A 24,349-nucleotide genomic window follows, 5' to 3' on the forward strand; every position below is an offset into this window, starting at 1 on the left:
CGCGATATCCGGCCAATGTACTGACCTGCATGCGGCCTTGGAATTGGAGCGTTCTGAAAATAAACTCGGAATCATCCGAGTCCGCGGTGATCGGGCGGTCCGCAACTGGCTCTTGCCCGGGTTGGGGCAGAGAGGCTCCCGCAAGGCGCTGCGCTCTCCATGTTTCCTCCATAAAGCCTGCAACCTCGCGCAAGCTTGGCCGCGTCCAATGGCTATCCGGGGGACATGGTTCCCTGGCCTCGTTTTCCCGGCCCTCCCCTCGATCATCCCCTCCCGCCTGTCCATCCCGTGAACCACGCCGCCGCGACGCATCGCCTCTCCAGCCTGTGCCTGGGCGCCGCCCTGGCGCTGGCCGGTTGCTCCTCGCCGCCTCCGGCGCAGCTTGACGGCTCGGTGCCCACGCAGTGGACGCAGCCCCTGCCAGCCGCCGCGCCGGGTGCACCTGGCTCGGCCGCAGCGCCCGACCTGCAGGGCTGGTGGAAGGCCTGGGGCGACGAATCCCTCAACACCCTGGTCGAGGAGGCGCTGGCCGCCAACCTCGACCTGTCCCAGGCACAGTCGCGCCTGCGCCAGCAACGGCTGCTGGCCGGCACGGCCGGCTCGGCCTTCCGGCCCGTGTTCACGGCCGGTGCGCGCACGCTGCAGGACATTGCGGCCATCGACTCGTATTTCCACGCCAGCATCGACGTGAGCTGGGACCTGGGCCTGTTCGGCGCCCGCGAGGCCGGCGAGCGCAATGCCGCCGCCTCCGTGCTTGACGCACGGGGCCGCCTGCAGGCGGCCCGCGTGGCCCTGGTGGCCGATGTGGTCCACCGCTATCTGGACATCCGCATGGCCCAGCGCCAGCGCGCCCTGATCGACGAACAGGCACTGCTGGATGCGCGTGCCCTGCAACTGGCCCAGGTGCGCCAGCAGCAGCGCCTGGGCACGGCCGAGGCCGTGCACCAGCTGCAACTGCAGGCCGGCCAGAGCGCGGCATTGCGTGCCAGCCTGCGCGAAACCCAGGCCCGCAGCGCCCACATGCTGGCCGCCTTGCTGGGCCGCACGCGGCCCGATGCGCAGTGGCTGCAGGCCGATGCCAAGGCCCCGCTGCCCGGCCCCCAGGCGCTGGGCGTGGCCGTTCTGCCGGCCGACCTGCTGCGCACGCGCCCCGACATCCAGGTGGCGCAGGCCGCCGTGGAACGCGCGGCGGCCGAGCAGGGCATTGCGCATGCGGCGCTGTATCCGCGCTTCGTGATCGGCGGCTCGCTGCTGTACTCGTTCAACATCACCCAGAACCTGCGTACCACGCAGGACAACGCACCCACCTTCGGGCCGCAGATCGACATTCCCCTGTTCGACTGGGGCCGCCGCCGCTCGCAGGCCGACGCCAGCGAGCTGGCGCTGCAGGCCGCCATCCAGGCCTACCGCCAGAGCGTGCTCGACGGCGTGGCCGAGGTCGAGTCCGCACTGGCCGCGCTGGACGCCCAGCGCGAGCGCATTGCCTCGCTGCAGTCCACCCAGCAGGTGCTGGCCGAGCGCGAGCGCGTGCAGGACCAGCGCCTGAAGCTGGGCCTGGACAGCGAATTCGGCGGCCTGGCGCCCCGTCGCGCCGCGCTGCAGGCGCGCAGCGAGCAGACCACGGCCCTGGCCGCCCATGCGCTGGCCTACGTGGCGCTGTACAAGGCCCTGGGCGGCGCGCCGCTGCCGGCCGAGGACCAGGACGCTGCCGACAGCGGCATGGCTCCACTGGCTCCGCTCGCACAAGGAGCGCCCTCATGATCGCCCTGGCACGCAAGACGCTGGTGCACGAGTGGCGCCGCTTCATTCCCTCCGTCTTCGCCGTGGGCTTCTCCGGCGTGCTGCTGGCCATGCAGGCCGCGCTGGTGCTGGGCATCTTCGGATCGGCCGCGCTGTATGTGACGGCTTCCTCGGCCGACCTGTGGATCGGCTACCCGGGCACGCAGAGCGTGAACTTCGGCCGCACCATCGGCCGCGACGTGGACATGCGCCTGCGCATGGACCCCGATGTCGCGGCGGTCGAGCCCTATGTCTGGGTGGACGGCGACTGGCGCTCGGACTCGGCCGCCGGCGGCGCGGCGAGCGAGCACGGTGGCGGCGTGTCGGTCTACCTGTCGGGCATTGCCACCGATGACGCCTCCATGCTGTTTTCCCACGTGCTCCAGCCCTGGCAGCGCCAGCGCCTGCGCGAGACCGGCGCCGTGATCGTGGACCGGGCCGACCTGCAGACCCTGGGCACCAGCGAAGGCGGCGTGGCCTGGGTCAACAACCACCGCGTGCAGGTGGTGGCGGCCGTGGACGGCCTGCGTGGCCTGGGCGGCGTGAACGTATTGGCCTCGCTGGCCACGGCCCGCGAGATTGCGGGCGACCCCGGCCAGGGCAGCACCTATTTCGTGGCGCGCGTGCGCCCGGGCGCCTCGGCCAAGGCCGTGAAGCAGCGCCTGAACCAGCCCACACCCAGCTTCGGCCCCTACGAGGCCTGGACGGCCAGGGAATTCGCGCGGCGCTCGCAGCGCTACTGGATGTTCGACACGGGCGCCGGCGCGGGCGTGCTGTTCATGGCCGTCATCGTCTGCCTGGTGGGCTCGGTGGTCACCAGCCAGTCGCTCAAGGCCGTGGTGGCCGCTTCCTCGCGCGAGTACGCCGTGCTCAACGCGCTGGGCGTGAGCCGCGCGGCACTGGGCCGCGTGGTGGTCGAGCAGGCCTGCTGGATCGGCGGCCTGGGCTTTGTGATGGCCGCGCTGGCCAGTGCCGTATTGCTGGCCCTGGCCATGGCCTACCGCGTGCCCGTGGCGCTGAACGCATCGGCCGTGCTGGCCTGCGCCGTTCTGGTGGCCGTGCTGTCCCTGCTGTCGGGCCTGGGCGCCATGCGCAGCCTGCTGCGTGCCGACCCGGCCACGCTGCTGCGCTGAAGACGGCCAGACCCCATGAACGTGATGAATGCCCACTCCCCCGCGCCCACGGCGGCGCCCCGCACGGCACCCAGCCTGGAGGCCGTGCGCCTGTGCAAGTCCTTTCTGTCGGGCATGGTCAGCGTGCAGGTGCTGCAAGGCCTGTCCGTGTCGCTGTACCCGAGCGAGCTGAGCCTGATCTCCGGGCCCTCGGGCTGCGGCAAGAGCACGCTGCTGTCGCTGATGTCGGGCCTGCAGGCGCCCGACAGCGGCCACGCCATGGCGCTGGGCGAGGACCTGGGCAAGCTGGGCACGCGGGCGCTGGAGAAATTCCGCCTGCGCCACACGGGCTTCGTCTTCCAGGGCTTCAACCTGTTCCCGGCGCTGACGGCCATCGAGCAGGTGCAGCTGCCCCTGGGCTACATGGGCCTGCGCAGCGACGAGGCCCTGCGCCGCGCCCAGCAGGCGCTGGACGAGGTCGGCCTGTCCCACCGCGCCCACATGCGCCCGGCCGAACTGTCGGGCGGCGAAAAGCAGCGCGTGGCCATCGCGCGCGCCATGGCCAAGGCGCCGCAGCTGCTGTTTGCCGACGAACCCACGAGTGCGCTGGATGCCGAAAGCGGCCAGCGCGTCATCGACATCCTGCACCGCGCGGCGCGCAACCATGGCACGACCGTGCTGTGCGTGAGCCATGACCCGCGCCTGGTGCGCCATGCCGACCGCGTGCTCGGCATGGAGGACGGCGCCATCCGCAGCGACTGGCGCCAGACCTCCCCGTTGAAGGAAAAAGAATGAAGTACCCCCTGAGCGGCCTTGCCGCGTCCACTGCCGGTCTGGCTGCGGCGCTGGCCGCCGCCGCGCTGCTGGCGGGCTGCGGTCCTTCGCACGATGCGCCTGCCAATGCCGGCCAGGCCAGCGCCAAGGCGCAGCAAAACGGCCCGGCGGCCGTGGCCGTGGCGCGCGGCAAGATCGAGGTGGAAGGCGGCCTGCTGGACCTGTCGCCCGCCGTGGCCGGCGTGGTGCAGCAGCTGTCCGTCAAGGAAGGCCAGTCCGTGCAGCGCGGCCAGTTGCTGCTGAGGCTGGCCGACGATACGGGCCAGGCCGACCTGGCCGTGGCCGAGTCCGAGGCCCAGCTGGCCAAGGCCCGCCAGAAGGCACGCGCCGCGCGCCTGCCCCAGCTCAAGCAGACCCTGTCGCGCTGGCAGGCCGCAGCGCGCGAGGGCGCCGCCGATGCGCAGAACGTGGACGAGGCCGCGCAGGCGCTGCGCGATGCCCAGGCCGAGATCGACGTGGCCGCGGCCGAGGCCCAGGTGGCACAGCGCAAGCTCGAACAATTGCGCGCCCAGCACAAGCGCCAGGAACTGCGCGCGCCCGAGGCCGGCACCGTGGTGCGCCTGGCCACTCATGCGGGCAGCCAGGCCGTGCCCGGCACGCCGGCCGTGGTGCTGCTGCCGCAGCGCCCGCTGCAGGTGCGCGCCGAAGTCAACGAAAGCTTCGCCGCCGCCGTGCGCGAAGGCATGCGGGCCACGGTGACGCTGGACGCCGATGGCGCCGCACAGCAGCAGCTGCCTTCGGCACGCGTGCTGCGCATCAGCCCCGTCTATGGCACGGCGCGGCTGCAGGACGACCAGCAGCGCGGGCCGGTGCGTGTCATCGAGTGCGTGCTGGTCTTCGAGCAAGCTCCCGCCGCCGCCGTGCGCGTGGGTCAAAACGTAAGGGTGCAGTTTCATGAATAAGCGCATTCCCCTGTATCTGGACACCGCCGCCCCCGGCTGGATGGTGCAAAGCGACTTCGACGGCACGATCAGCCTGCTGGACGTGACCGACACCCTGCTCAACCGCTTCGGCAAGCCCGGCTGGCAGGAACTGGAAGACGCCTGGGAGCGCGGCGAGATCGGCTCGCGCGAATGCATGAAGGGCCAGGTCGCGCTGCTGGACATGGACGAGGCCGAGCTGCGCGCCCACCTGGACACCATCGAGATCGACCCCGGCTTTGCCGGCTTCGTTGCTGCCGCCCAGGCCCACGGCATGGTGGTGCAGGTGGTCAGCGACGGCATCGACTACGCCATACGCCATGTGCTGGAGCGCCATGGCCTGGGCCATCTGCAGGTCATCGCCAACCGCCTGGTGCAGACCGGCGAGCGCAGCTGGCGCCTGGACTCTCCCTGGGCCAGCGCGCAGTGCGCGCGCGCCAGCGGCAATTGCAAGTGCGAGCGCCTGGCCGAGCAGCAGGCCCTGCACGGCCGCGTGCTCTACGTGGGCGACAGCACCTCGGACTTCTGCGTCTCGGGCCGGGCCGACTTCGTGCTGGCCAAGTACAAGCTCATCGCCCACTGCGAAAGCCGGGGCATCGCCCATGCGCCCTTCGAGCATTTCGAGCAGGCCACGGCCCTGCTCGACAAGGTCGTCCTGGGCCTGGAGGCGCTGGCATGACATACCACCCCCTGAGTCGCTTCGCGCCTTCCCGTTGCACGGCGCCCCCCAAGGGGGACGATACCTTCGGTGCGGGGCGGCGCGGCCGGCCAAGGCCCTTCCTCGGTGTCTCTGGCTTCAGGGCACGCCAGTTTCACGGTCAGAGGGCGACGCGCAGCGTCATGGAAAATTGACATGAATTTGAGTGATGGGCTCTCCTTGGTTCAGCACAGCGAGCAGGCTGCTGCCACGGGGCTGGACAGCATCTGCGTGACCGAGCATGAATTCGTCATGCCCGGCACGGGCGCTGCCGCGCGCACCGGCGTGCTGCTGGTGCACGGGCTCACGGGCACGCCGGCCGAGATGCGCCTGCTGGCCAAGGGGCTGAACAAGCAGGGCTTCACCGTCTATGCGGTCCAGCTGGCCGGCCATTGCGGCAGCATGGAAGATCTCGTGGACACGCGCTGGACCGACTGGCTGGCCAGCGTGGAGGCCGGGCTGCAGCGACTGTCGCAGCACATGGACCATGTGGTGGTCGGCGGCCTGTCCATGGGCGCCGTGCTCTCCCTGGCCGTGGCCCAGCGCCACCCCGACAAGGTGGACGGCGTCTGCGCCCTGTCCACCACCTTCCGCTACGACGGCTGGAGCATTCCCTTCTACACGCGCCTGGCCTTCCTGCTGCCGCTGTTCCGCGCGCTGGGCATTGGCCGCCACAGCGTGTTCATGGAGCAGCCGCCCTACGGCATCAAGGACGAGGCCCTGCGCGCGCGCGTGGTCGAGCAAATGCATTCGGGCGACAGCGCGGCGGCCGGCCTGCCGGGCAATCCCTGGTGGTCCATCATCGAGCTGCGCCGCCTCTCGGCCCATGTGCTGGCGCGCCTGCCCCAGCTGCGCTCGCCCTGCCTGGTCATCCATGCGCGCAACGACGACATCTCGTCGGTGGCCAACGCCCATGACATCGTGCATGGCGCCAGCCAGGCCCATGTCGAGCTGGTGCTGCTGGACAACAGCTACCACATGGTCACCATCGACCGCGACCGCCGCACCGTGATCGCGCGCACCACCGAATTCGTGGCGCGCATCGCCAGCGGTGCCGCCCCCCGCGAGGTGCGGGCTGCGGAGGCCGCGCGGCATGGGCAGTGATCTCTCGCCGCTGGTCATCACGCTGTGGGTGCTGAACGTGCTGGTGGACAGCGGGGGCCAGCTGGCCTTCAAGGCCGCCGCCAGCCAGCCCGGTGACCTCGACGGCCTGGCGCGCTGGCGCTTCATGGCCTCCAGGCCCTGGCTGTGGCTGGGCGTGGGCTGCTACGTGGCCGAGTTCGTGCTGTGGCTGGCCTTTCTCTCGCTGGTGCCGCTGTCCGAAGGCGTGCTGCTGGGCTCCATCAACATCGTGGCCATCATGATCGCGGGCCGGCTGCTGTTTGCCGAGAAGCTGGCACCCATGCGGGTCGCCGGAATTGTCCTCGTGTCCATAGGCGTCGCCATCGTGGGCCTGCATTGAAATGAAGCGTTTCTATTTCATCGGCTTTCTGGTGCTCATGGCCTTCGACACGCTGGCCCAGCTGAGCTTCAAGCAGGCCGGCAATGCGGCGCTGCCGCTGGAGTTCTCCACGGCCTGGCTGGCGCGCGTGTTCGGCCAGCCCTGGATCTATGGCGCCTTCGTGGGCTACATCGGCGCCTTTTTCTCGTGGATGACCTTGCTCAAGCGCGCGCCCATCGGCCCGGCCTTTGCGGCATCGCACCTGGAGATTCTTTCCGTGCTGGCGCTGTCGTACTGGCTGTTCGACGAGCGCATAGGCATGCCCCAGATCATCGGCTGCCTGTTCATCGTGGCCGGCATCGCCTGCCTGGCCGTCAGCGAGACGCAGGAGGCCGAGGGGCCCGGCGCAGACGACGACACGCCGGGCCATGCGGGCGGCAACCCGGGCGCGGGTTCGGCCAGCGCGGGCGCCGCGCATCTGGCGGCCTCGGCCGAGCAAGGCACACGCCGTGACTGAACGCGTGCTGCCGCCCACGGCGGGCCTGCCGCTGCGCGCGGCCGACCTGCTGCCCTGGGGCGATGCGGACCTGGCGACGGCGCTGGCGCAGTGGCTGGGCGTGCCCGCCGTGCAGCTTGAATGCTCGGGCACCTCGGCGCTGATGGTGGCGCTGCAGACCCTGCGCCGCCTGGCGCCGGGCCGCAGCGAAGTCATCGCACCCGCCTATACCTGCCCGCTGGTGGCCCTGGCCGTGGCGCACTGCGGCCTGCAACTGCGCCTGTGCGATCTGCATCCCGACACGCTGGACATGGACCCCGCGCGCCTGCGCGCCCTGTGCAGCGAACGCACCCTGGCCGTGCTGCCCACGCATCTGTGCGGCCGCGTGGCCGACGTGGCCACTGCCGTGGACTGCGCGCGTGCCGTGGGCGCCTGGGTGGTGGAGGACGCGGCCCAGGCCCTGGGCGCGCGCCTGCGCGGCGAGCCCGTGGGCTGGCAGGGCGATGTGGGCTTCTACAGCCTGGCCGTGGGCAAGGGCCTGACCACCTTCGAGGGCGGCGTGCTGCTGGCACGCGACCCCGCGCTGCGCGAGGCACTGCGCGAGACGCATGCGGCCAGCGTGCGCCAGGACCGGGGCTGGGAGTTGCGCCGCAGCCTGGAGCTGCTGGGCTATGCGGCGCTGTACCGCCCCGCCGGGCTGGACCTGGCCTATGGCCGTCCCCTGCGCGAGGCGCTGTCGCGCAGCGACTGGGTGCAGGCCGCCGGCGATGATTTCGACGACGCCATTGCCCGCCATGAACTGGGCGCCTGGCGCCGCCGCGTGGGCCGGCGCGCGCTGGCGCGGCTGGCGGATTTCCAGCAGCAACTGCAGCGCCAGGCCCGTGAGCGCGGCGCCTGGCTGTCGGCCATCGATGGGGTCGAGGTGGTGGGTGACACCGTGCCGGGTGCGCAAGGCGTCTGGCCCGTGCTGCTGCTGCGCCTGCGCGATGCAGCCACGCGCGATGCGCTGCTGCGCGCGCAATGGGGGCGGGGCTGGGGTTTGTCGCTGCCCTTCGTCCATGTGCTGCCCGACTATGGCCGCTACGACCATGTGCTGGGCCTGGCGCGCCAGGACGTGGTGGACCAGGGGCGCGACTGGGCACGGCGCCTGGTGGCCGTGGGCAACAGCCTGTGGTTCGACGACGCGCGCTTCGAGGCCTTGCTCAGCCTGCTGGAGAGGCCGCACGCCGCGCCTGGCTGACGGCTGCGGCCTGCGTGGCGCCGGCCGGTGGCTCGCGCCCGCGCAGGGCCTGGCTGCGTTCGGCGACATAGTCGCGCGTGAGCGGAACCGCTTCCTGGCGGCGTGCCAGCTGCACCTGGAAAATGGCGATGTCCTGGTAGCGGAAGGCGGCTTCCGACATGGAAAGATAGAACTCCCACATGCGGCAAAAGCGCTCGTCGTAGAGCGCGGCGGCCTCGTCGCGGCGCGCCATGAAGCGCTCGCGCCACAGCCGCAGCGTGCGCGCATAGTGCAGGCGCAGCACTTCGATATCGGTGACCACCAGGCCGCTGCGTTCGATGGCCGGCGTGAACTCCGACAGGGACGGGATGTGGCCGCCCGGGAAGATGTAGCGTTCTATCCAGGGATTGTTGAAGTCGGGCACATCGCTGTTGCCGATGAAGTGCAGCAGCATCACGCCATCGTCGGACAGCAGCTCCCGGCACTGGCGGAAGAAGGCGTCGTGAAAACGCGTGCCCACATGCTCGAACATGCCCACCGAGACGATGCGGTCGAAGGTGCCGCGCGTGTCGCGGTAGTCTTCCAGGCGGTAGCTGAGGCGGTCCGCGCACGGGGACTGGCCGGCACGCTGGCGGGCGCCCGCCAGCTGCTCGCCGGACAGCGTCACGCCCGTCACATGGCCCGCGCCAGCCACCTCGGCCAGGTAGCGCGACAGTCCGCCCCAGCCGCAGCCTATGTCCAGCACGCGGTGGCCGGGCTCCACGAGCAGCTTGGCGGCGATGTGGCGCATCTTGGCCCGCTGGGCCTGCTCCAGGCTTTCGTCGCCATGCTCGAAGTAGGCGCAGGAGTACTGGCGCTCGCCATCCAGAAAGAGCCGATACAGCCGGTCGTCGAGGTCATAGTGGTGCGCCACGTTGGCGCGCGCCTTGCCGCGGCTGTTGTGCTGCAGCAGCGGGCGCAGCCGCATGCGCCAGGCATCGAGCAGCCGAACGCTGGCCGGCACGGGCAGGTTGCGCGCGTTGCGCAGCACGAGCTCCAGCACGTCGTAGATGCCGCCCCGCTCCACCACCAGGCGCTGCTGCATGAACATTTCGCCAAGGTTCAGGTCCGGGTCGCGCATCAGGGCCCACAGTGCGCGCCTGTCCGTGAAGCGGATGCGTGCCTGCGGCTGGCCACCGTCGCCGAAGGCCAGCATGCGCCCCCAGGGCAGGCAGATTTCGAGCAGTCCCTTGCGCACCAGGGGTGTGAAACTGCGCTGCAGCAGTCTTTCGGTCAGCCGGTCGATCATGGGGTTGCCTCCTGTCTTGCGGTCGGCCGCGGTGCGCGGACGTGGGGTATGCGGGGTGTGCGGGGTGTGCGGGGTGTGAACGGATCCTAGGGGCTGGTGCAGGTCTGGATGTATTCGACCAGCCGTTCGTTGAAGGCATGCTGGCCCAGTTGCCAGGTGGCCAGCGTCTGCGCGTCGATCTGCGTGTCCTGGCCGTCTCCGGCGCTCATCCAGCGCTTCCACCAGGTCGTGTAGCGCCAGGAGGACACATCGCCCGTGATGTCGCTGCCCACGATCTGGCCGGCCAGCGCGCCGATGATGTCCAGGGCCTCGCCTTCCTGCATGCGGCCCTGGTCCCAGTTGGTGCGCACCACCTCGGGCGCGAACACGTCCTTGTCGATGCTCAGGTAGGTGGGCTGGGCCTGCTCGCGCAGCATGCGCGCCAGCGTGCGCGACAGGTCGGCCACGCTGGCAAAGCCGCGAAAGGCGGCATCCACGCCCAGGCGGCGCGCCCAGCCCGTGTCCACGCCTGCGCTCCAGTAGCTCAGGCGGCCGGCGCGCAGCGGCGTGAGGTAGTTCTCCCAGGCGTGCGCGCGGCCGATGTCGCCGGAGGTGATGCCGGCCACATGCACATGCGAGACGGCCGGATGCAGGGCCACGCGCCGCACCCAGGAGCCGCAGTGCACGCCCCAGGGAAAGCGCATGTTGTCGGGGTGGTTGTCCAGTACGACCACGCGCAGCGGCCGGCCCGCGGACAGGGCCTGGGCGGTGATGCAGCGCTCGATCAGCGGCCAGCTCAGGTGGTGGAAGTCGCCACTGCCCATGAGGGCCGTGCCATGCGCGGCGGGCAGTTGCGCATCGAGCGCCGCGCGGAACTGCGCAAAGCGGCGCAGGCCGCAGCCAAAGCGCACCTGCTCCTGCCAGTCCTGCAGCGGCAGGCGCAGCTCGCCGGGCAAGGTCCCCACCGAGCCATCCACATCCAGCACGACCGGCTGGGCATTCAGTTCTGTTCGCTCCATTGGCGATCGCTTTCGAAGTGGCCGGCAAAGCGCCGGCCCAGTGCGCGCAGCAGCGGATTGCGGATGAAGACCGCATGCTGCGTGAAGGTGAAGCTGGCGCCCAGCTGGGCCTTGACCTCGGGGTCGGTCCAGCCGGCCACGTAGTGGCTCAGGCCGCGTTCGATGGCGTATTCAAGGTTGACCATCCAGCTCACGAAGTAGAGGTTGGCCTCGCGCGCGGCCGGGTAGGACAGGCCGATGTACTTGTCGATCAGCTTGCCGCCGTGCTCGAAGCACAGGTTCCAGCCCAGCAGCGCGCCGGGCGCGCCGTCGTCCTGCAGCGCGCGGTACTCGAACACGGTGCCGCCGTTGCCCGCATCGCGCAGCACGGCCGCGAAGAAATCGCGCGTGAGCCTGTCGAAGTGGATCTCGCTTTGCGCATACACCGCATCGAACAGCGCGTAGTAGGCATCGACGCAGGCGTCATCGGCAAAGGCCGCGCCCGTGGGAATGCGCTGCACGTGCAGCTGCGCGCGGCTTTTGAGCTTGCGGCGCAGGTTCTGGCGGCGGCTTCTGGACAGGCGCGCAAGGTATTCGTCCAGGCTGGAGAAGTCGATGGGCACATGGGCCAGGGCCTGGCCCTCGACCAGGATGAAGCCCGCATCGGCCAGCGCCTGCGCCAGCGCCCGTGCGTGGGCGTTGTCGGCGTCCGGCAGCAGCGGTGAATCCTGGGGCAGATCCTTGACGATGGTCAGCATGCGTCGGCCTGCGCGCGCACGCAGCGCGGCAGCCTGCCGGGCGGCAGGGATGCCCATGGGCAGCACGGCGTACTCGCTGACCGTGGTGCCCACGAAGTCGGTGGACAGGCGCAGCCGGCGCGACAGCCAGCCGCCACCGGGCAACGACAAAAGACGCGCCTTGAGCGCGTCGTCCGCCGTGGTCAGAAGATCGAAGGGCGCCGTGAAGGCCGGCGCCGGCCAGTCCTGCAGCAGTGCGAAGCCCTCGGGAGGATGGGCCGCGAACTGCGCGAGCAGGCCTGGGGGTTCGAGCTGGTTGTGCAGGCGCTCTGCGGGCATCGCGCCTTCAGGCCGCCTTGGCTTTCGTGAGCAACTGGTCCAGCAGGACCATGGCTTCGTCGATCTCGGGGCGCGAGATCATCAGCGAGGGCGCGAAGGTGATCACGTTCTTGTAGTAGCCGCCCACGTCCAGCACCAGGCCGCGTTTCTGGCCCTGGTATTCCAGGCCGCCTTCGAGGCCGATGTCCACCATCTTGTCCAGCAGCGCCTTGTTGGGCGTGAAGCCGTCTTCGGTGCAGATCTCGGTGCGCAGCGCCAGGCCCAGGCCGTCCACATCGCCGATTTCCTTGTGGCGCTTTTGCAGCTCCTTGAGGCCCTCGAGGAAGTAGGCGCCCGATTCGCGCACCTGGCGGCCGAAGTCCATCTCGTGGGTCATCTTCATGACTTCCAGGCCCAGGGCCGTGCCCAGCGGGTTGGAGGCGAAGGTGGAGTGCGTCGATCCCGGCGGGAAGATGGTGGGGTTGATCAGCTCCTCGCGCGCCCACAGGCCCGACAGGGCGTTGAGGCCGTTGGTCAGCGCCTTGGCAAAGACCAGCACGTCGGGCTTGACGCCGAAGTTCTCCACCGACCACAGCGTGCCGGTGCGCCAGAAGCCCATCTGGATTTCATCGACCACCATCAGCACGCCGTGGTCGTCCAGCACCTTCTTGAGGCCCTTGAAGAAGTTGGGCGGCGGCACGACGTAGCCGCCCGTGCCCTGGATGGGCTCCACGTAGAAGGCCGCGTACTCGCACTGGTTGGTCTTGGGGTCCCAGATGGCGTGGTACTCGTTCTCGAACTTGCGCGCGAATTCCCGGACGATGGAGTCCGCGTATTCCTCGGACGTCATGCCCTTGGGGCGGCGGAACGGGTAGGGGAAGGGGATGAACTGCGCGCGGTCGCCGAAGTGGCCGTAGCGGCGGCGGTAGCGGTAGCTGGAGGTGATGCTGGAGGCGCCCAGCGTGCGGCCGTGGTAGCCGCCCTCGAAGGCGAACATCAGGCTCTTGCCGCCGCTGGCATTGCGCACGACCTTGAGCGAGTCCTCGATGGCCTGGGCGCCGCCCACGTTGAAGTGCACGCGGCCGGCATGGCCCCACTTGCGCTCCGCATCCTGGGCGATGAACTTGGCCAGCTCGATCTTGGTGGGGTGCAGGTACTGGCTGGCGACCTGGGGCAGGGTCTGCAGCTGCTCGATCATCTTCTGCTCGAGGCGCTTGTTCTTGTAGCCGAAGTTCACGGCCGAATACCACATCTGCAGATCAAGGTAGGGCGTGCCGGCCTCGTCGTACATGTAGCTGCCTTCGCAGCCCGAGAAGATCTTGGGCGGGTTGACGTAGTGGACGGTATCCCCGAACGAGCAGTACTTGGCTTCGTCGGCCAGAAGTTGGGCGTTATTGATCACAGCAAAGGGCTCCAGATATTCAGCCGCCGCAGTGTGAGCGGGCAATCTTGCTGCGCTGTCGAGTCTTTGTGTGGGGTTTGTGGAGGAGGCCCGCGCGGAGCCTGGATCGGCCCCTGTGACGTAAATGAGACAAAACAAATGATAATCATTATCAATTGATGGGAGAATCGCGGAAAGCCAGCAGGAACAATCACACACGGGGGGAGCAATGGTCTCGCAAGAGCACTCCGCGGACAGGTCGGCAGCTAGCCAGCAACCCTCTTTCCCCGATTCCCGCCATGGCTGTGTCTTCGCGTTCGTCTTTCCTCTCCCTCTCCCGCAATCCCTCGCGCACGCCGGCATTGCGGCCCAGCCTGCTGGCCGTGGCCGTGCAGGCCGCCGTGATCGGTCTGGCCGTGCCCGGCGCCTGGGCACAGACGCGGACGCAGACACAGACGCATGTGCAGACTGCGGACGATGAGGCCCGGCTGATGGCACAGGCTCCCACCAAGGCGCTGGCCCAGGTCGATGTGGTCGATGCAGCCGAGCCCGTGCAGCGCACGCCCGGCGCCTCCACCACCGTCAGCGGCCCGGCGCTGGAGCAGGCCGGCAGCATGGCCGACGTGGTGCGCTACCAGCCGCTGGTCTCCGCGCCGGGCACGGCCTCGGGCACCAGCCGCAACCGCAGCAGCTTCGACCGCTCGGGCACCACGGGCTACAACATCCGCGGCATCGAGGGCAACCGCATCGGCATGGATGTGGACGGCGTCGAGATGCCCGACGCCACCACGCGCCCCTATGTGAGCCGTGTCGGCGCCAACACCTTCGGCGTGGGCCGCGACTTCATCGACCCCGAGATGTTCTCGGCCGTGGACATCCTCTCCGGGACCACCACGGCGCGGCGCGCGGCCGGTGGCATCGGCGGCTCGGTGGGCTTTCGCACCAAGTCCGCCGAGGACTACCTGGTGGGCGGCAAGACCTCCTACCTGGGCGGCAAGATCGGCCACGACACGGCCGACCGCTCCTGGAACGAGAGCTTCACGGCCGCTGGCCGCTCGGGCGACCTCGACGGCCTGATCGCCTATTCGCGCCGCGACGGCCACGAGACGCGCAACCACAGCGCCATCGTCAACAGCTATCCCGACGACTGGAACTCCAACGCGCTGCTGCTCAAGGGCGGCCTGCGCATCAACCCGGCCCACCGCCTGGTGCTATCGGCCGACCTGTACCGCCGCAAGAACGACACCTCCTTCCACGGCTGGGACACCACCAACACCAGCATCACCGAAAGCTCGCGCCAGAACAGCGACACCAGTCGCAACACGCTGCAGCTGCAGCACCTGTGGACACCGACCGGCGCCTGGGTGGACCAGTTGGACACGCGGCTGTACTTCCAGAACACGGACACCAACGACGTTACCGACACCACCACGCTGGCCACGGGCGCCAAGGTGCACAACGTCTCTGGCAACGAGACGCGCACCTGGGGTTTCTCGAGCACGGGCGACAAGCGCATCGACCGCCACCGCCTGAGCTTTGGCGTCAATGCCTCGACCCAGGACACGGAGCGCGCCTGGGCCGTGTCCGGCAACATGAAGCCCCAGCCCGACACCACCACCCGCCGCTACGGCGCCTTCCTGCAGGACGAGATCAGTTTCCAGGCCGGTGGCCGCCGCCTGGCGCTGATTCCCGCGCTGCGCGTGGACCGCGTGGAGATCAAGACACGCGACCTGGACAACTTCGTCTCGGGCGTGCTCACGCCCGCCGATGTCCAGAAGCTCTACGGCGGCACGCGTGGCAACACCATCCTCAGCCCCAGCCTGGCCCTGGTCTATGACCTCACGCCCACGTTCAGCGCCTATGCCCAGTTCAAGCGCAGCGGGCGCGCGCCCTCGGCCGGCGAGATCTTCGGCTCGTGGAACATGGCCAGCAACTACAACACCGGCAACCAGTACGCGCTGGTCGGCAACCCCAACCTGAAGGAGGAAAGCAGCAATGCCTTCGACTTCGGCCTCAAGGGTTCGCCCACGCCGGGCGTGACCTTCAACAGCTCGGTCTTCTATACCAGGTACTCCGACTTCATCGCCTACACGCGCTACCTGCGCGCGGGCCGTCCCGACCTGTTCGTCAACGTGCCCGCCCACATCGGCACCATCTACCAGGCCGAGAACCGCGACAGCGCAAAGATCTACGGCTTCGAGGCCAGCGCGCGCCTGGACCACGGCCAGTGGATGCCCGCCGCCAGGGGCCTGTACTCCACCTGGGCGCTGGGCATCAGCCGCGGCACCTCCAAGTCCTACTACGCAGGCGACAAGGATGTGCCGCTGGACAGCGTGCTGCCGCGCAAGGCCATCGTCGGCGTGGGCTATGACGCACCGGCCCGGCAATGGGGCCTGAACCTGACCGGCACCTTCGTCGCGGGCAAGCAGGCCGTGGCCACCAACCGCGACAGCTACCAGAACGCGGGTACCGGCCTGACCGACTCGACCACCGAGCTGTTCCGCGTGCCCGGCTATGCCATCTTCGACCTGGCCGGCTACTGGCAGGTCGCAAAGAACGTGCGCCTGAACGCCGGCATCTACAACCTGGGCGACAAGCGCTACTGGGACTATTCCAGCACCCGCAGCCTGCAGCCCGGCGTGGCGCGCGACCGCCGCGACATCGAGCTGCTGAGCAACCCGGGCCGCACCTTCGCCGTGTCCATGAACGTTGCGTTCTGAGCACCCTGCGCACCATGCCATTGCATCCACGCCACTTTCACTTGCCGCGTGGCGCGGATCCGAGGAGTTTCTCCAGGGGCCGGCCGGCCTTCCCTACAGCGGCGGTGTCGGCCGGAAAGCCTCCACCACCATCGCAGCCGCCGCTGTATCTGCCTACTTCAGGAGTCGTTTCATGATCGAGTTCTCTCTGTCCCACCGCATGCTGGCCGCTGCCGGCCTGGCGGCCCTGCTCACCGCCTGCGCATCGCCCACGGCACCGTCCGCCAGCGGCCCGGCCCAGCCTGCGGGCGGGCATGGCCAGTCTGCGTTCATGGGCAGCTACGACGCCAACCGTGATGGCGTGGTCACGCGCCAGGAGTACGACACCGTGCGCAAGCAGCGCTTCCTGGCCGGCGACACCAATGGCGACGGCTGGCTCAGCGAGAAGGAGTACGTGGACGAGTTCGAGGCCCGCCTCAAGCAGCAGTACGCGGGCCGCCAGCCCGACGAGCGCTATGCCCAGTCCATGAAGCAGGCCCATGTGCGCTTCGGCATCGTGGACAGGAACCGCGACGGCAAATACACCGTGGAAGAAGACATGGCCATCGCCGAACGCAGCTTCAAGGAAGCCGACGTCAATGCCGATGGCGTCGTGGACAAGAACGACGTCAAGAAGCCCTGAGCGGACATGGCCAAAACCCCATCCAAGCGATTGGCCTGGTGGCTGCCGCTGCTGTCGGCCGCGTGCATCTCCGCCCAGGCCCACACGCCCTACCTGCTGCCCACCAGCTTCGAGGCTTCGCCCCGGGCCGTCATCAGCGTGGACGCCAGCTTTGCCGACAAGTTCTTCATCCCCGAAGTGGCTTTTGGCGAAACGCGCTTCACCGTGACGGCGCCCGACGGCTCGGTCACGCCCATGGCCGATGTGCGCCAGTTCAAGACCCGCACCGTGGCCGAGCACCAGCTGCCCGACGAGAAAGGCTCCTACCGCGTGAGCACCGGCCCGCGCCTGGGCGCCGTCTTCCGTTCGTGGGAGCGCAATGGCAAGGTCGAGACGGCGCGTGATCCCGCCACGCCCACGCCGGCCGATGCCAGACTGCTGAGCCATTACCAGTCGCTGTCGGTCTCCGAGACCTACATCACGGTGGGCAAGCCCAGCCGGGCCGCACTCGCGCCCTCAGGCAAGGGCCTGGAGATCGTGCCCGTCACGCATCCCGCCGACCTGTTCGCGGGCGAGAAGTTCGACTTCACCGTGCAATACGACGGCAAGCCGCTGGCCGCGCAGAAGGTGGAAATCTTCCGCTCGGCCATGGACCTGGCCAGCCAGCACAGCGTGGATGCACTGACCACCGATGGCGAGGGCCGCATCTCCTACGCCCTGCCCAAGTCCGGCATCTACCTGGCCCTGGTGCGCTACCGCGCCGATGCTCCGGCCGGCGCCGCCGCGCCGCAGTACGGCAACAACTACACGCTGACCTTCAGGGTGCTGGCGCAGTAAAGGGTTCCGGCTTCACGAAAAAGGCCTGACGCCATGGAGGTGCAGGCCTTTTCTCATGGTGAAGCCCAGCCCCAGGCGATGTGCATGAGGGCTATGCGCCTCAACCCGTGGCCACCACCCGCAGCACTTCGGCGCCATAGGCGTCGAGCTTCTTGGCGCCCATGCCGCTGATGCCCTGCAGGTCGTCCAGCGATGCCGGGTTGCGTTCGGCAATGGCGGCCAGCGTGGCGTCGTGGAAGATCACGTAGGCCGGCAGGTTGTGCTCGCGCGCGACCTCGGCGCGCCAGGCCTTGAGATTGATGAAGCGCACCTGGGCGTCGGGCCCCAGGCTGGCAGCGGCCGCGTTGGGCTGGGTGGCGCGCTTGGAGGTGCGCGTGCGTGGCGCGGCCACGGCCTCGCGCAGCTGCACGGGGACATTGCCGCGCAGCACGTCGCGCGAGCCATCGGCCAGGCACAGGGTGTCGAAGCTGTGGCCGCTGTTCTCGCTGGTGATCTTGTGCAGGCCCAGGGCGCCCGTGGCCAGCAGCTGGCGCATCACGCCGCGCAGCTGGGGCTCGCTGTAGTCCTTGCCCAGGCCGAAGGTGGAGATCTTGTCGTGGCCGTACTGGCGCACCTTCTCGGTGTCCTTGCCGCGCAGCACGTCCATGATGTGGCCCGCGCCAAAGGTCAGCTGGCTGGCCTCGTGCACGCGGTAGATGGTGGACAGCAGCTTGCGCGCGGCGTCCGTGCCATCCCACAGGGCCGGGGGCTCCATGCAGTTGTCGCAGTTGCCGCAGGCGGTCTTTGCCACGCGCTGCAGAGGCCGGCCTTCAAGGTCCGTCTCTGCGTCTTCTCCCGGTGCGCCCAGGCCGTACTGCTCGCCGAAGTAGGCCAGCAGCCGCACGCGGCGGCAGTCCGTGGCCTCGGCCAGGCCCAGCAGGGCATCGAGCTTGCCGCGCATGACCTGCTTGAAGGTGTCCTCGGCCGGGCTTTCATCGATCATGCGGCGCTGGTTGACCACGTCGGACAGGCCGTAGGCCATCCAGGCATCGGCGGGCAGCCCGTCGCGGCCTGCGCGGCCGGTTTCCTGGTAATAGCCCTCGATGTTCTTGGGCATGTCCACGTGGGCCACGAAGCGCACATCGGGCTTGTTGATGCCCATGCCGAAGGCGATGGTGGCGACGATGACGATGCCGTCCTCGCGCAGGAAGCGGTCCTGGTGCAGCTGGCGCGTCTCGAAGGGCAGGCCCGCGTGGTAGGGCAGGGCGGGCACGCCGGCCTGGCTCAGCGTCTGGGCCAGCTCCTCCACGCGCTTGCGCGACTGGCAATAGACCACGCCGGCCTCGCCCTCGTGCTCGCGCTCTATGAAGCGCAGCAGCTGGTTGCTGACGTCCTTCTTCTCGGCGATGCGGTAGCGGATGTTGGGGCGGTCGAAGCTGCTGACGAAGTGCCGCGCGCTCTCGAGCTGCAGCCGCTCGACGATGTCGGCGCGCGTCAGCGCGTCGGCCGTGGCCGTGAGCGCAATGCGCGGCACGCCCGCATAGCGTTCGTGCAGCACGCTCAGCGCGCGGTACTCGGGCCGGAAGTCATGGCCCCACTGGCTCACGCAGTGCGCCTCGTCGATGGCGAACAGCGACAGCTTGCCCTGGGCATGCAGGTCGTCGAGCAGGCCCAGGAAGCGCGGCGTGTTCAGGCGCTCGGGCGCGGCATACAGCAGGGTGATGTCGCCGCTTTGCAGACGCCATTCGACTTCCTGCGTCTCGTCATAGGACAGCGTGGAGTTCAGGTAGGCCGCGCTCACGCCGGCCTCGTGCAGCGCGCCGACCTGGTCGTGCATGAGCGCGATCAGCGGCGACACCACCACCGCCACGCCGTGGCCCTGCTGCTGGCGCACGATGGCCGGCACCTGGTAGCACAGGCTCTTGCCGCCGCCCGTGGGCATGAGCACCAGCGCATCGCCGCCGGCGACCACGTGCGAGACGATGGCTTCCTGCGGACCGCGGAATTGTTCGTAGCCGAACACGGCTTGCAGGACGGAATGCGCGGCGGACAACGGGGACTTCTTTCGGCAGAGGCGGCTGGCGCGGGAGGGAGCGGGATGCGGGCGCTTCCCGCAAAAAATGCGCTGCGGCCCGGAGGCCGCAACAGCCGCCATTTTGCGCCCCCTCGCAAGGTCCAGGGAAGACCTGGGGTTTGAGCCGCTCTGCATCAACGGCCTTTTGCGGGCGCGAGGGTGCCATTTTCAGATTTCTCCTAGCCACCCGCTGCTGCATTCAGCTGCCGCCCAGCACCCCACGCGCAATGATGCTGCGCTGCACTTCGGACGAGCCTTCGTAAATGCGCAGGATGCGCGCATCGCGCACCAGGCGCTCCAGCGGCATCTCGCGCGTGTAGCCGTAGCCGCCGTGGATCTGCAGGGCTTCGTCGGTGACGAAGCCCACCATTTCCGAGGCATGCAGCTTGGCCATGGCCGAGTGCTGGGTGAAGGGCTGGCCGGCCTGGCGCAAGGCCAGGGCCTGCATGGTCAGTGCCCACGATGCCTCCAGGCGCAGCTTCATGTCTGCCAGCTTCCACTGGATGCCCTGTTTCGTGGCCAGCGGCTCGCCGCCGACCAGGCGCTGATTGGCCCATTGCGCGGCGGCGGCCAGGGCGGCCTCGGCCACGCCCAGGGCGGTGGCCGCCACGTCCAGGCGGCTGTTGTCCAGCACCTTCATCGCCGTCTTGAAGCCCGTGCCCTCGGCGCCCAGCCGGTGGCTGGCAGGCACGCGCACTTCGTCCAGCGATACCTCGAAGGCATGGCCGCCGCGGATGCCCATGAGTTTTTCTGGGGCCGAGACCTGGATGCCGGGCAGATCGCGCGGCACGATGAAGGCGCTGACGCCGCGCGCGCCGGCCTCCATGTCGGTCTTGGCGAAGACCACCATGAAGCGCGCTTCGGCGGCGTTGGAGATGAAGTGCTTGACGCCCGTGATCAGATAGTCGTCCCCATCGCGCACGGCGCGCGTGCGCATGTCGGCCGGGTGGGAGCCGCCGCGCGGCTCGGTCAGCGCAAAGGCGGCCAGCCATTCGCCGCTGGCGCAGCGCGGCAGCCACTGCTGGCGCTGCGCGTCGTCGCCGCCGATGAGCACGGCGTCCGTGCCCAGGTAGTGGGCGCCGATCATGGACGAGGTGGCCGCGCAGGCGCGCGAGATGGCTACCAGGGACAGCAGCATGGCTGTGGGCGTGACGCCGGGGCCGCCCAGGGCCTCGGGCAGGTTCATTCCCATCACGCCCAGGGCCGCCAGCCCGGGCACATGGCAGGTGGCGGACAGTGCCTCTTCGTCCATGCGCTGCGCCAAGGGCGCCAGCGCGTCGTCGGCAAATCGGGCCACGGCATCGGCAATGGCGTGGTCGTCGGCGGTGGTGCCCAGTCGTTGGAAGTTCATGGAAGTTCGCTCAATGTGATGGGGAAGAGGGGGCGGCGCCTGCGGTGCCCAGGGCACCGGATGCGCGCAGCGCGGCAATGGCTTCGGCGCCCCGGCCCAGCCACTGCGAGAGCAGGGCCTCGGTGTGCTCGCCCAGGGCCGGTGCGCGCTCGGCGCGGTTGGGTGCGGCGCCGCTGAAATGCACGGGCTGGGTGGGCAGGCGCAAGCCCGGCAGGCGCTCGTCCTGCACCGCGCCGAGCAGGCCGCGTGCCTGGCTCTGGGGTGATTCCAGCGCCTGGGCAATGTTCCAGATGGGGGCGGCGGGCACGCCCGCCGCATCCAGCGCGGCCACCACCTGCGCCACTTCATGCCGGCCGGCCCAGGCCTCGATGGCCGCGCGCAGCGCGGGTTCGTGGGCCGAGCGTGATTCATCGCTGGCAAAGCGCGGGTCGCCGGCCAGGCTGCCCAGTTCCATGGCCTGCAGGGCGGCGGCGAACAGCTTGTTGTTGAGCACGGCCAGCGCGAAGTGGCCGTCGCCTGCGCGGTACACGCCGAACGGTGCGGACAGCGGATGGCGGTTGCCCACGCGGCGCGCGGGCCGGCCCGTGAACAGGTAGCGCGCCACCGAGGTGGCCAGAAAGCTCAGCGTGGTGTCGAACATGGCCACGTCCACCTGCTGGCCCTGTCCCGTGGCACGCGCCTGCAGCAGCGCGGCCAGCGTGGCCCAGGAGGCGAACAGGCCGGCCACCACGTCGCTGACGGCCTCGCCCACCACGGTGGGCGCGCCATCGGGCTCGCCCGTGGCCTCCATGAGGCCGCTCATGGCCTGCACGATGATGTCGTAGGCCGGCCGGTGGGCCAGCGGCCCGGTCTGCCCGAAGCCCGAGACGCTGACATAGACCAGGCGCGGATTGAGCGCCCGCAACTGGCTTGCGCCTATGCCCAGGCGCTCGGCCACGCCGGGCCGGAAGTTCTCCACCACCACGTCTGCCTGGGCCGCCATCTCGTGGACCAGGGCCACGGCCTCGGGGTGCTTGAGGTCCAGCACCAGGCTTTGCTTGTTGCGGTTCATCACCGTGAACAGCGCGCTTTCTCCGTTGTTCATGGGGCCGATGGCGCGGTAGTCGTCGCCCTGCGGCGGCTCGATCTTGACGACCTCGGCGCCCAGGTCGGCCAGCAGGGCCGTGGACAGCGGCCCAGCCAGCACGCGCGTGAAGTCGAGAATGCGCACGCCGTCCAGCGGGCGGGCGGTAAGGGGGGTGGACTCGGTCATGGGGGCAGCCTTGGACGGGTGGTCTATGGCTGCATGCTGGCGCGTGATTGAATCAATGGAAAATATTCATTCTTGATTCACTGCATTCAAAAAGATGATCCAAATCAGCCTGCGCCAGCTGGAGTATTTCGTGGCCGCCGCACGCCATGGCAGCACGGCGCGCGCGGCCGAGGCCATCGGCGTGTCCCAGCCGTCCATCTCCAAGGCGATTGCCGACCTGGAGGCGCTGTGGGGAGAGGCGCTGTTCGTGCGCCGCCATGCCAGGGGGCTGGATCTCACGGCGGCCGGCGCGGTGCGCAGCCGCGAGGCCCAGGCGCTGCTGGACGGCGCACGCAGCCTGCAGGGGCCGCGCACGGCGGCGATGGCGGGCGTGCTGCACCTGGGTTTTCTGAGCACGCTGGGCGCGCGCTGGGTGCCTGCCCTGCTGGCGCAGATGCAGCGCCTGCACCCCGGCATTGCGCTGGAGCTGGTGGAGGGCGATATCGCCTCGCTCACGCAGCAGGTGGAGCGCGGCGAGCTCGATGCGGCCCTGCAGTACGACACGGGCCTGGCGCGTCCCCGCATGGAGCTGCTGCCCGTGGCGGCGCTGCCGCCCTATGTGCTGCTGCCGCAGCGCCATGCGCTGGCGGCCAGGACCAGCGTGGGGCTGGCCGAGGTGGCCCGCTACCCGCTGGTGCTGATCAACCTGCCGCACAGCCGCGAGTATTTCCTGTCGCTGTTCCGCGAGGCCGGCGTGACGCCGCTGGTGGCCCATGAGTTCGCCTCCATCGAAATGCTGCGCTCCATGGTGGCCAACGGCCACGGCCTGAGCGTGCTGACCACGCGGCCGGTGGTGGACCGCGCCCACGATGGCCAGCGCCTGGCCTGCCGCCGCATCCGGGGCCGCGTGGCCCCCCAGGGCGTGGTGCTGGCCGTGCCGGCGGGCAATGCCTCGCCGCTGATTGCACCGTTCTTGAAGGTGGCGCGTGCCGTGATTGCACCGTAGCGGCGCGCAGCCCCGTGGCATGCACCACGGTGGTGAGGTGCTACCCGGGATTTTCCCCAGGTTGTATGGACAAGCTTGGTTGGCACGGCATTTGCTGTTGCTCTCCGTGTTGATCGCAGGTAGATGCAGGATGCTCGCTCCATCACCGGTTTGCCGGGTAATCCTGTATATACATGTCCGGTCGGCAAAAACACACTTCGGGCTCCCGCACTGGTCTGCCTGCGGACCCCGAAACTGCCATCGCCAACTTGCTTTCCCGACCGAGGAGTGCCACATGAGTTCGATCCCCACGTTCCGCCGCCTGCCCCTGGGGCCGCTGGCCGCCGCCCTCTGCCTTGCCGCCGCACTGCAGCCCGCTGCCGCGCAGGAGACCAAGATCACCCTGGGCATGTCGGGCTGGACCGGCTTCGCGCCGCTGACCCTGGCCGACAAGGCCGGCATCTTCAAGAAGAACGGCCTGGCGGTGGACCTGAAGATGATTCCGCAGAAGGACCGCCACCTGGCCTTGGCCTCGGGCGCCATCCAGTGCGCGGCCACCACCATCGAGACGCATGTGGCCTGGAACACGAACGGCGTGCCCATCGTGCAGATCTTCCAGATGGACAAGTCCTATGGCGCCGACGGCATCGCCGTGCGCAATGACGTCAAGGGCTTTGCCGACCTCAAGGGCAAGACGGTGGCCGTGAGCGCGCCGGGCACGGCGCCGTACTTCGGCCTGGCCTGGATGCTGCACAAGAACGGCATGACCATGAAGGATGTGAAGACCGTCTCGCTGGAGCCCCAGCCCGCGGCCCAGGCCTTCGTGGCCGGCCAGAACGATGCGGCCATGAGCTACGAGCCCTACCTGTCCACCATCCGTGCCAATCCGGCGGCGGGCAAGATCCTGGCCACCACCATCGACTACCCCATGGTCATGGACACCGTGGGCTGCGATCCCAAGTGGCTCAAGGCCAACGCGGCCGCCGCCAAGGCCCTGGCCCAGTCGTATTTCGATGCGGTGGCCATGATCGAGGCCGACAAGACCAAGTCCTTCGAGATCATGGGCACGGCCGTCAAGCAAAGCGGCGAGCAGTTCGGCAAGTCGGCCTCCTACCTGAAGTGGTCCGACAAGGAAGCCAACCAGAAATTCTTCGCCAACGAGCTGGTGCCCTTCATGAAGGAATCGGCCGTGATCCTCAAGGAGGCCGGCATCATCCGCTCCATCCCCGAGAACTATGGCGTGATGTACGACGCCAGCTTCATCCAGTAAGCCCGTCAGGGGATGACCATGCAAGCCGCATCCACTTCCGCAGTCCAGCCGGCTAACAAGCCC

General features: G+C 69.2%; 21 protein-coding genes. 14 read left to right on the plus strand and 7 right to left on the minus strand.

Going from position 1 to position 24,349, the window contains the following annotated elements; genetic code table 11:
- Positions 1-288 precede the first annotated feature (288 nt).
- The 9 genes from DELCS14_RS00615 to DELCS14_RS00655 all read left to right on the plus strand — a co-directional run bounded on the left by DELCS14_RS00615 (position 289) and on the right by DELCS14_RS00655 (position 8,519).
- Positions 289-1,761 (plus strand): efflux transporter outer membrane subunit, encoded by a 1,473-nt coding sequence (locus DELCS14_RS00615; protein WP_043795644.1) that lies wholly within the window; start codon positions 289-291, stop codon positions 1,759-1,761.
- Complete coding sequence (locus DELCS14_RS00620) at positions 1,758-2,912, plus strand: ABC transporter permease (protein WP_012202065.1); 1,155 nt, start codon at positions 1,758-1,760, stop codon at positions 2,910-2,912. The genes DELCS14_RS00615 and DELCS14_RS00620 overlap by 4 nt, the downstream gene beginning before the upstream one ends.
- 15 nt (positions 2,913-2,927) lie before the next feature.
- A complete protein-coding gene (locus DELCS14_RS00625; protein ID WP_013800028.1) occupies positions 2,928-3,686 on the plus strand; it encodes an ABC transporter ATP-binding protein in 759 nt (252 codons plus the stop codon).
- Positions 3,683-4,627, plus strand: a complete 945-nt coding sequence (locus tag DELCS14_RS00630) for an HlyD family efflux transporter periplasmic adaptor subunit (protein WP_013800029.1) — start codon at positions 3,683-3,685, stop codon at positions 4,625-4,627. The genes DELCS14_RS00625 and DELCS14_RS00630 overlap by 4 nt, the downstream gene beginning before the upstream one ends.
- On the plus strand, positions 4,620-5,324 hold the full coding sequence (locus DELCS14_RS00635; RefSeq protein ID WP_013800030.1) for an MtnX-like HAD-IB family phosphatase: 705 nt from the start codon (positions 4,620-4,622) through the stop codon (positions 5,322-5,324). Before DELCS14_RS00630 ends, DELCS14_RS00635 begins: the two co-directional genes overlap by 8 nt.
- 174 nt (positions 5,325-5,498) lie before the next feature.
- Entirely contained in the window at positions 5,499-6,446 is a 948-nt protein-coding gene (locus DELCS14_RS00640) for an alpha/beta fold hydrolase (RefSeq protein WP_013800031.1), read from the plus strand.
- Positions 6,436-6,804 (plus strand): EamA family transporter, encoded by a 369-nt coding sequence (locus DELCS14_RS00645; protein WP_012202070.1) that lies wholly within the window; start codon positions 6,436-6,438, stop codon positions 6,802-6,804. Before DELCS14_RS00640 ends, DELCS14_RS00645 begins: the two co-directional genes overlap by 11 nt.
- Before the next feature lies 1 nt (position 6,805).
- Positions 6,806-7,300 carry a DMT family transporter gene (locus DELCS14_RS00650; protein ID WP_013800032.1) on the plus strand — a complete coding sequence of 165 codons (495 nt, stop codon included), beginning with the start codon at positions 6,806-6,808 and terminating at the stop codon, positions 7,298-7,300.
- A complete protein-coding gene (locus DELCS14_RS00655; RefSeq protein ID WP_013800033.1) occupies positions 7,293-8,519 on the plus strand; it encodes a DegT/DnrJ/EryC1/StrS family aminotransferase in 1,227 nt (408 codons plus the stop codon). Before DELCS14_RS00650 ends, DELCS14_RS00655 begins: the two co-directional genes overlap by 8 nt.
- Here the strand turns inward: DELCS14_RS00655 and DELCS14_RS00660 are convergent.
- From DELCS14_RS00660 to DELCS14_RS00675, 4 genes are all read right to left on the minus strand, one after another.
- Positions 8,482-9,786 (minus strand): cyclopropane-fatty-acyl-phospholipid synthase family protein, encoded by a 1,305-nt coding sequence (locus tag DELCS14_RS00660; RefSeq protein WP_013800034.1) that lies wholly within the window; start codon positions 9,784-9,786, stop codon positions 8,482-8,484. The two genes, DELCS14_RS00655 and DELCS14_RS00660, sit on opposite strands and share 38 nt — an antisense overlap.
- 86 nt (positions 9,787-9,872) lie before the next feature.
- Complete coding sequence (locus tag DELCS14_RS00665) at positions 9,873-10,784, minus strand: hypothetical protein (protein ID WP_013800035.1); 912 nt, start codon at positions 10,782-10,784, stop codon at positions 9,873-9,875.
- A complete protein-coding gene (locus tag DELCS14_RS00670; protein ID WP_013800036.1) occupies positions 10,766-11,839 on the minus strand; it encodes a GNAT family N-acetyltransferase in 1,074 nt (357 codons plus the stop codon). Before DELCS14_RS00670 ends, DELCS14_RS00665 begins: the two co-directional genes overlap by 19 nt.
- 7 nt (positions 11,840-11,846) lie before the next feature.
- Positions 11,847-13,220, minus strand: coding sequence for an aminotransferase class III-fold pyridoxal phosphate-dependent enzyme (locus tag DELCS14_RS00675; protein WP_013800037.1), 1,374 nt, complete (start codon positions 13,218-13,220; stop codon positions 11,847-11,849).
- Between the two features lie 278 nt (positions 13,221-13,498).
- Between DELCS14_RS00675 and DELCS14_RS00680 the strand changes: the two genes are divergently transcribed.
- The 3 genes from DELCS14_RS00680 to DELCS14_RS00690 all read left to right on the plus strand — a co-directional run bounded on the left by DELCS14_RS00680 (position 13,499) and on the right by DELCS14_RS00690 (position 17,396).
- Positions 13,499-15,919 (plus strand): TonB-dependent hemoglobin/transferrin/lactoferrin family receptor, encoded by a 2,421-nt coding sequence (locus DELCS14_RS00680; RefSeq protein ID WP_013800038.1) that lies wholly within the window; start codon positions 13,499-13,501, stop codon positions 15,917-15,919.
- Between the two features lie 172 nt (positions 15,920-16,091).
- Positions 16,092-16,580 carry a hypothetical protein gene (locus tag DELCS14_RS00685; protein WP_012202078.1) on the plus strand — a complete coding sequence of 163 codons (489 nt, stop codon included), beginning with the start codon at positions 16,092-16,094 and terminating at the stop codon, positions 16,578-16,580.
- Positions 16,581-16,586: 6 nt separating this feature from the next.
- Positions 16,587-17,396, plus strand: coding sequence for a DUF4198 domain-containing protein (locus tag DELCS14_RS00690; protein WP_013800039.1), 810 nt, complete (start codon positions 16,587-16,589; stop codon positions 17,394-17,396).
- 100 nt (positions 17,397-17,496) lie between these two features.
- Here the strand turns inward: DELCS14_RS00690 and DELCS14_RS00695 are convergent, their stop codons facing one another.
- The 3 genes from DELCS14_RS00695 to DELCS14_RS00705 all read right to left on the minus strand — a co-directional run bounded on the left by DELCS14_RS00695 (position 17,497) and on the right by DELCS14_RS00705 (position 22,052).
- Entirely contained in the window at positions 17,497-19,428 is a 1,932-nt protein-coding gene (locus DELCS14_RS00695) for a RecQ family ATP-dependent DNA helicase (protein ID WP_043780224.1), read from the minus strand.
- Positions 19,429-19,648: 220 nt separating this feature from the next.
- Complete coding sequence (locus DELCS14_RS00700; RefSeq protein WP_013800040.1) at positions 19,649-20,800, minus strand: acyl-CoA dehydrogenase family protein; 1,152 nt, start codon at positions 20,798-20,800, stop codon at positions 19,649-19,651.
- A gap of 10 nt (positions 20,801-20,810) precedes the next feature.
- Positions 20,811-22,052 (minus strand): CoA transferase, encoded by a 1,242-nt coding sequence (locus DELCS14_RS00705; protein ID WP_013800041.1) that lies wholly within the window; start codon positions 22,050-22,052, stop codon positions 20,811-20,813.
- Between the two features lie 94 nt (positions 22,053-22,146).
- Between DELCS14_RS00705 and DELCS14_RS00710 the strand changes: the two genes are divergently transcribed.
- Both DELCS14_RS00710 and DELCS14_RS00715 read left to right on the plus strand, forming a co-directional pair.
- Positions 22,147-23,037 carry a LysR substrate-binding domain-containing protein gene (locus tag DELCS14_RS00710; protein ID WP_013800042.1) on the plus strand — a complete coding sequence of 297 codons (891 nt, stop codon included), beginning with the start codon at positions 22,147-22,149 and terminating at the stop codon, positions 23,035-23,037.
- A 274-nt stretch (positions 23,038-23,311) separates the two neighbouring features.
- The gene (locus DELCS14_RS00715) at positions 23,312-24,286 is read left to right on the plus strand and encodes an ABC transporter substrate-binding protein (protein ID WP_013800043.1); all 975 of its coding nucleotides are present in this window, start codon (positions 23,312-23,314) and stop codon (positions 24,284-24,286) included.
- The last annotated feature ends 63 nt before the right edge of the window (positions 24,287-24,349 follow it).

Origin of the sequence: Delftia sp. Cs1-4 (assembly GCF_000214395.1) — a bacterium.
Taxonomy (GTDB): Bacteria; Pseudomonadota; Gammaproteobacteria; order Burkholderiales; family Burkholderiaceae_C; genus Comamonas; species Comamonas acidovorans.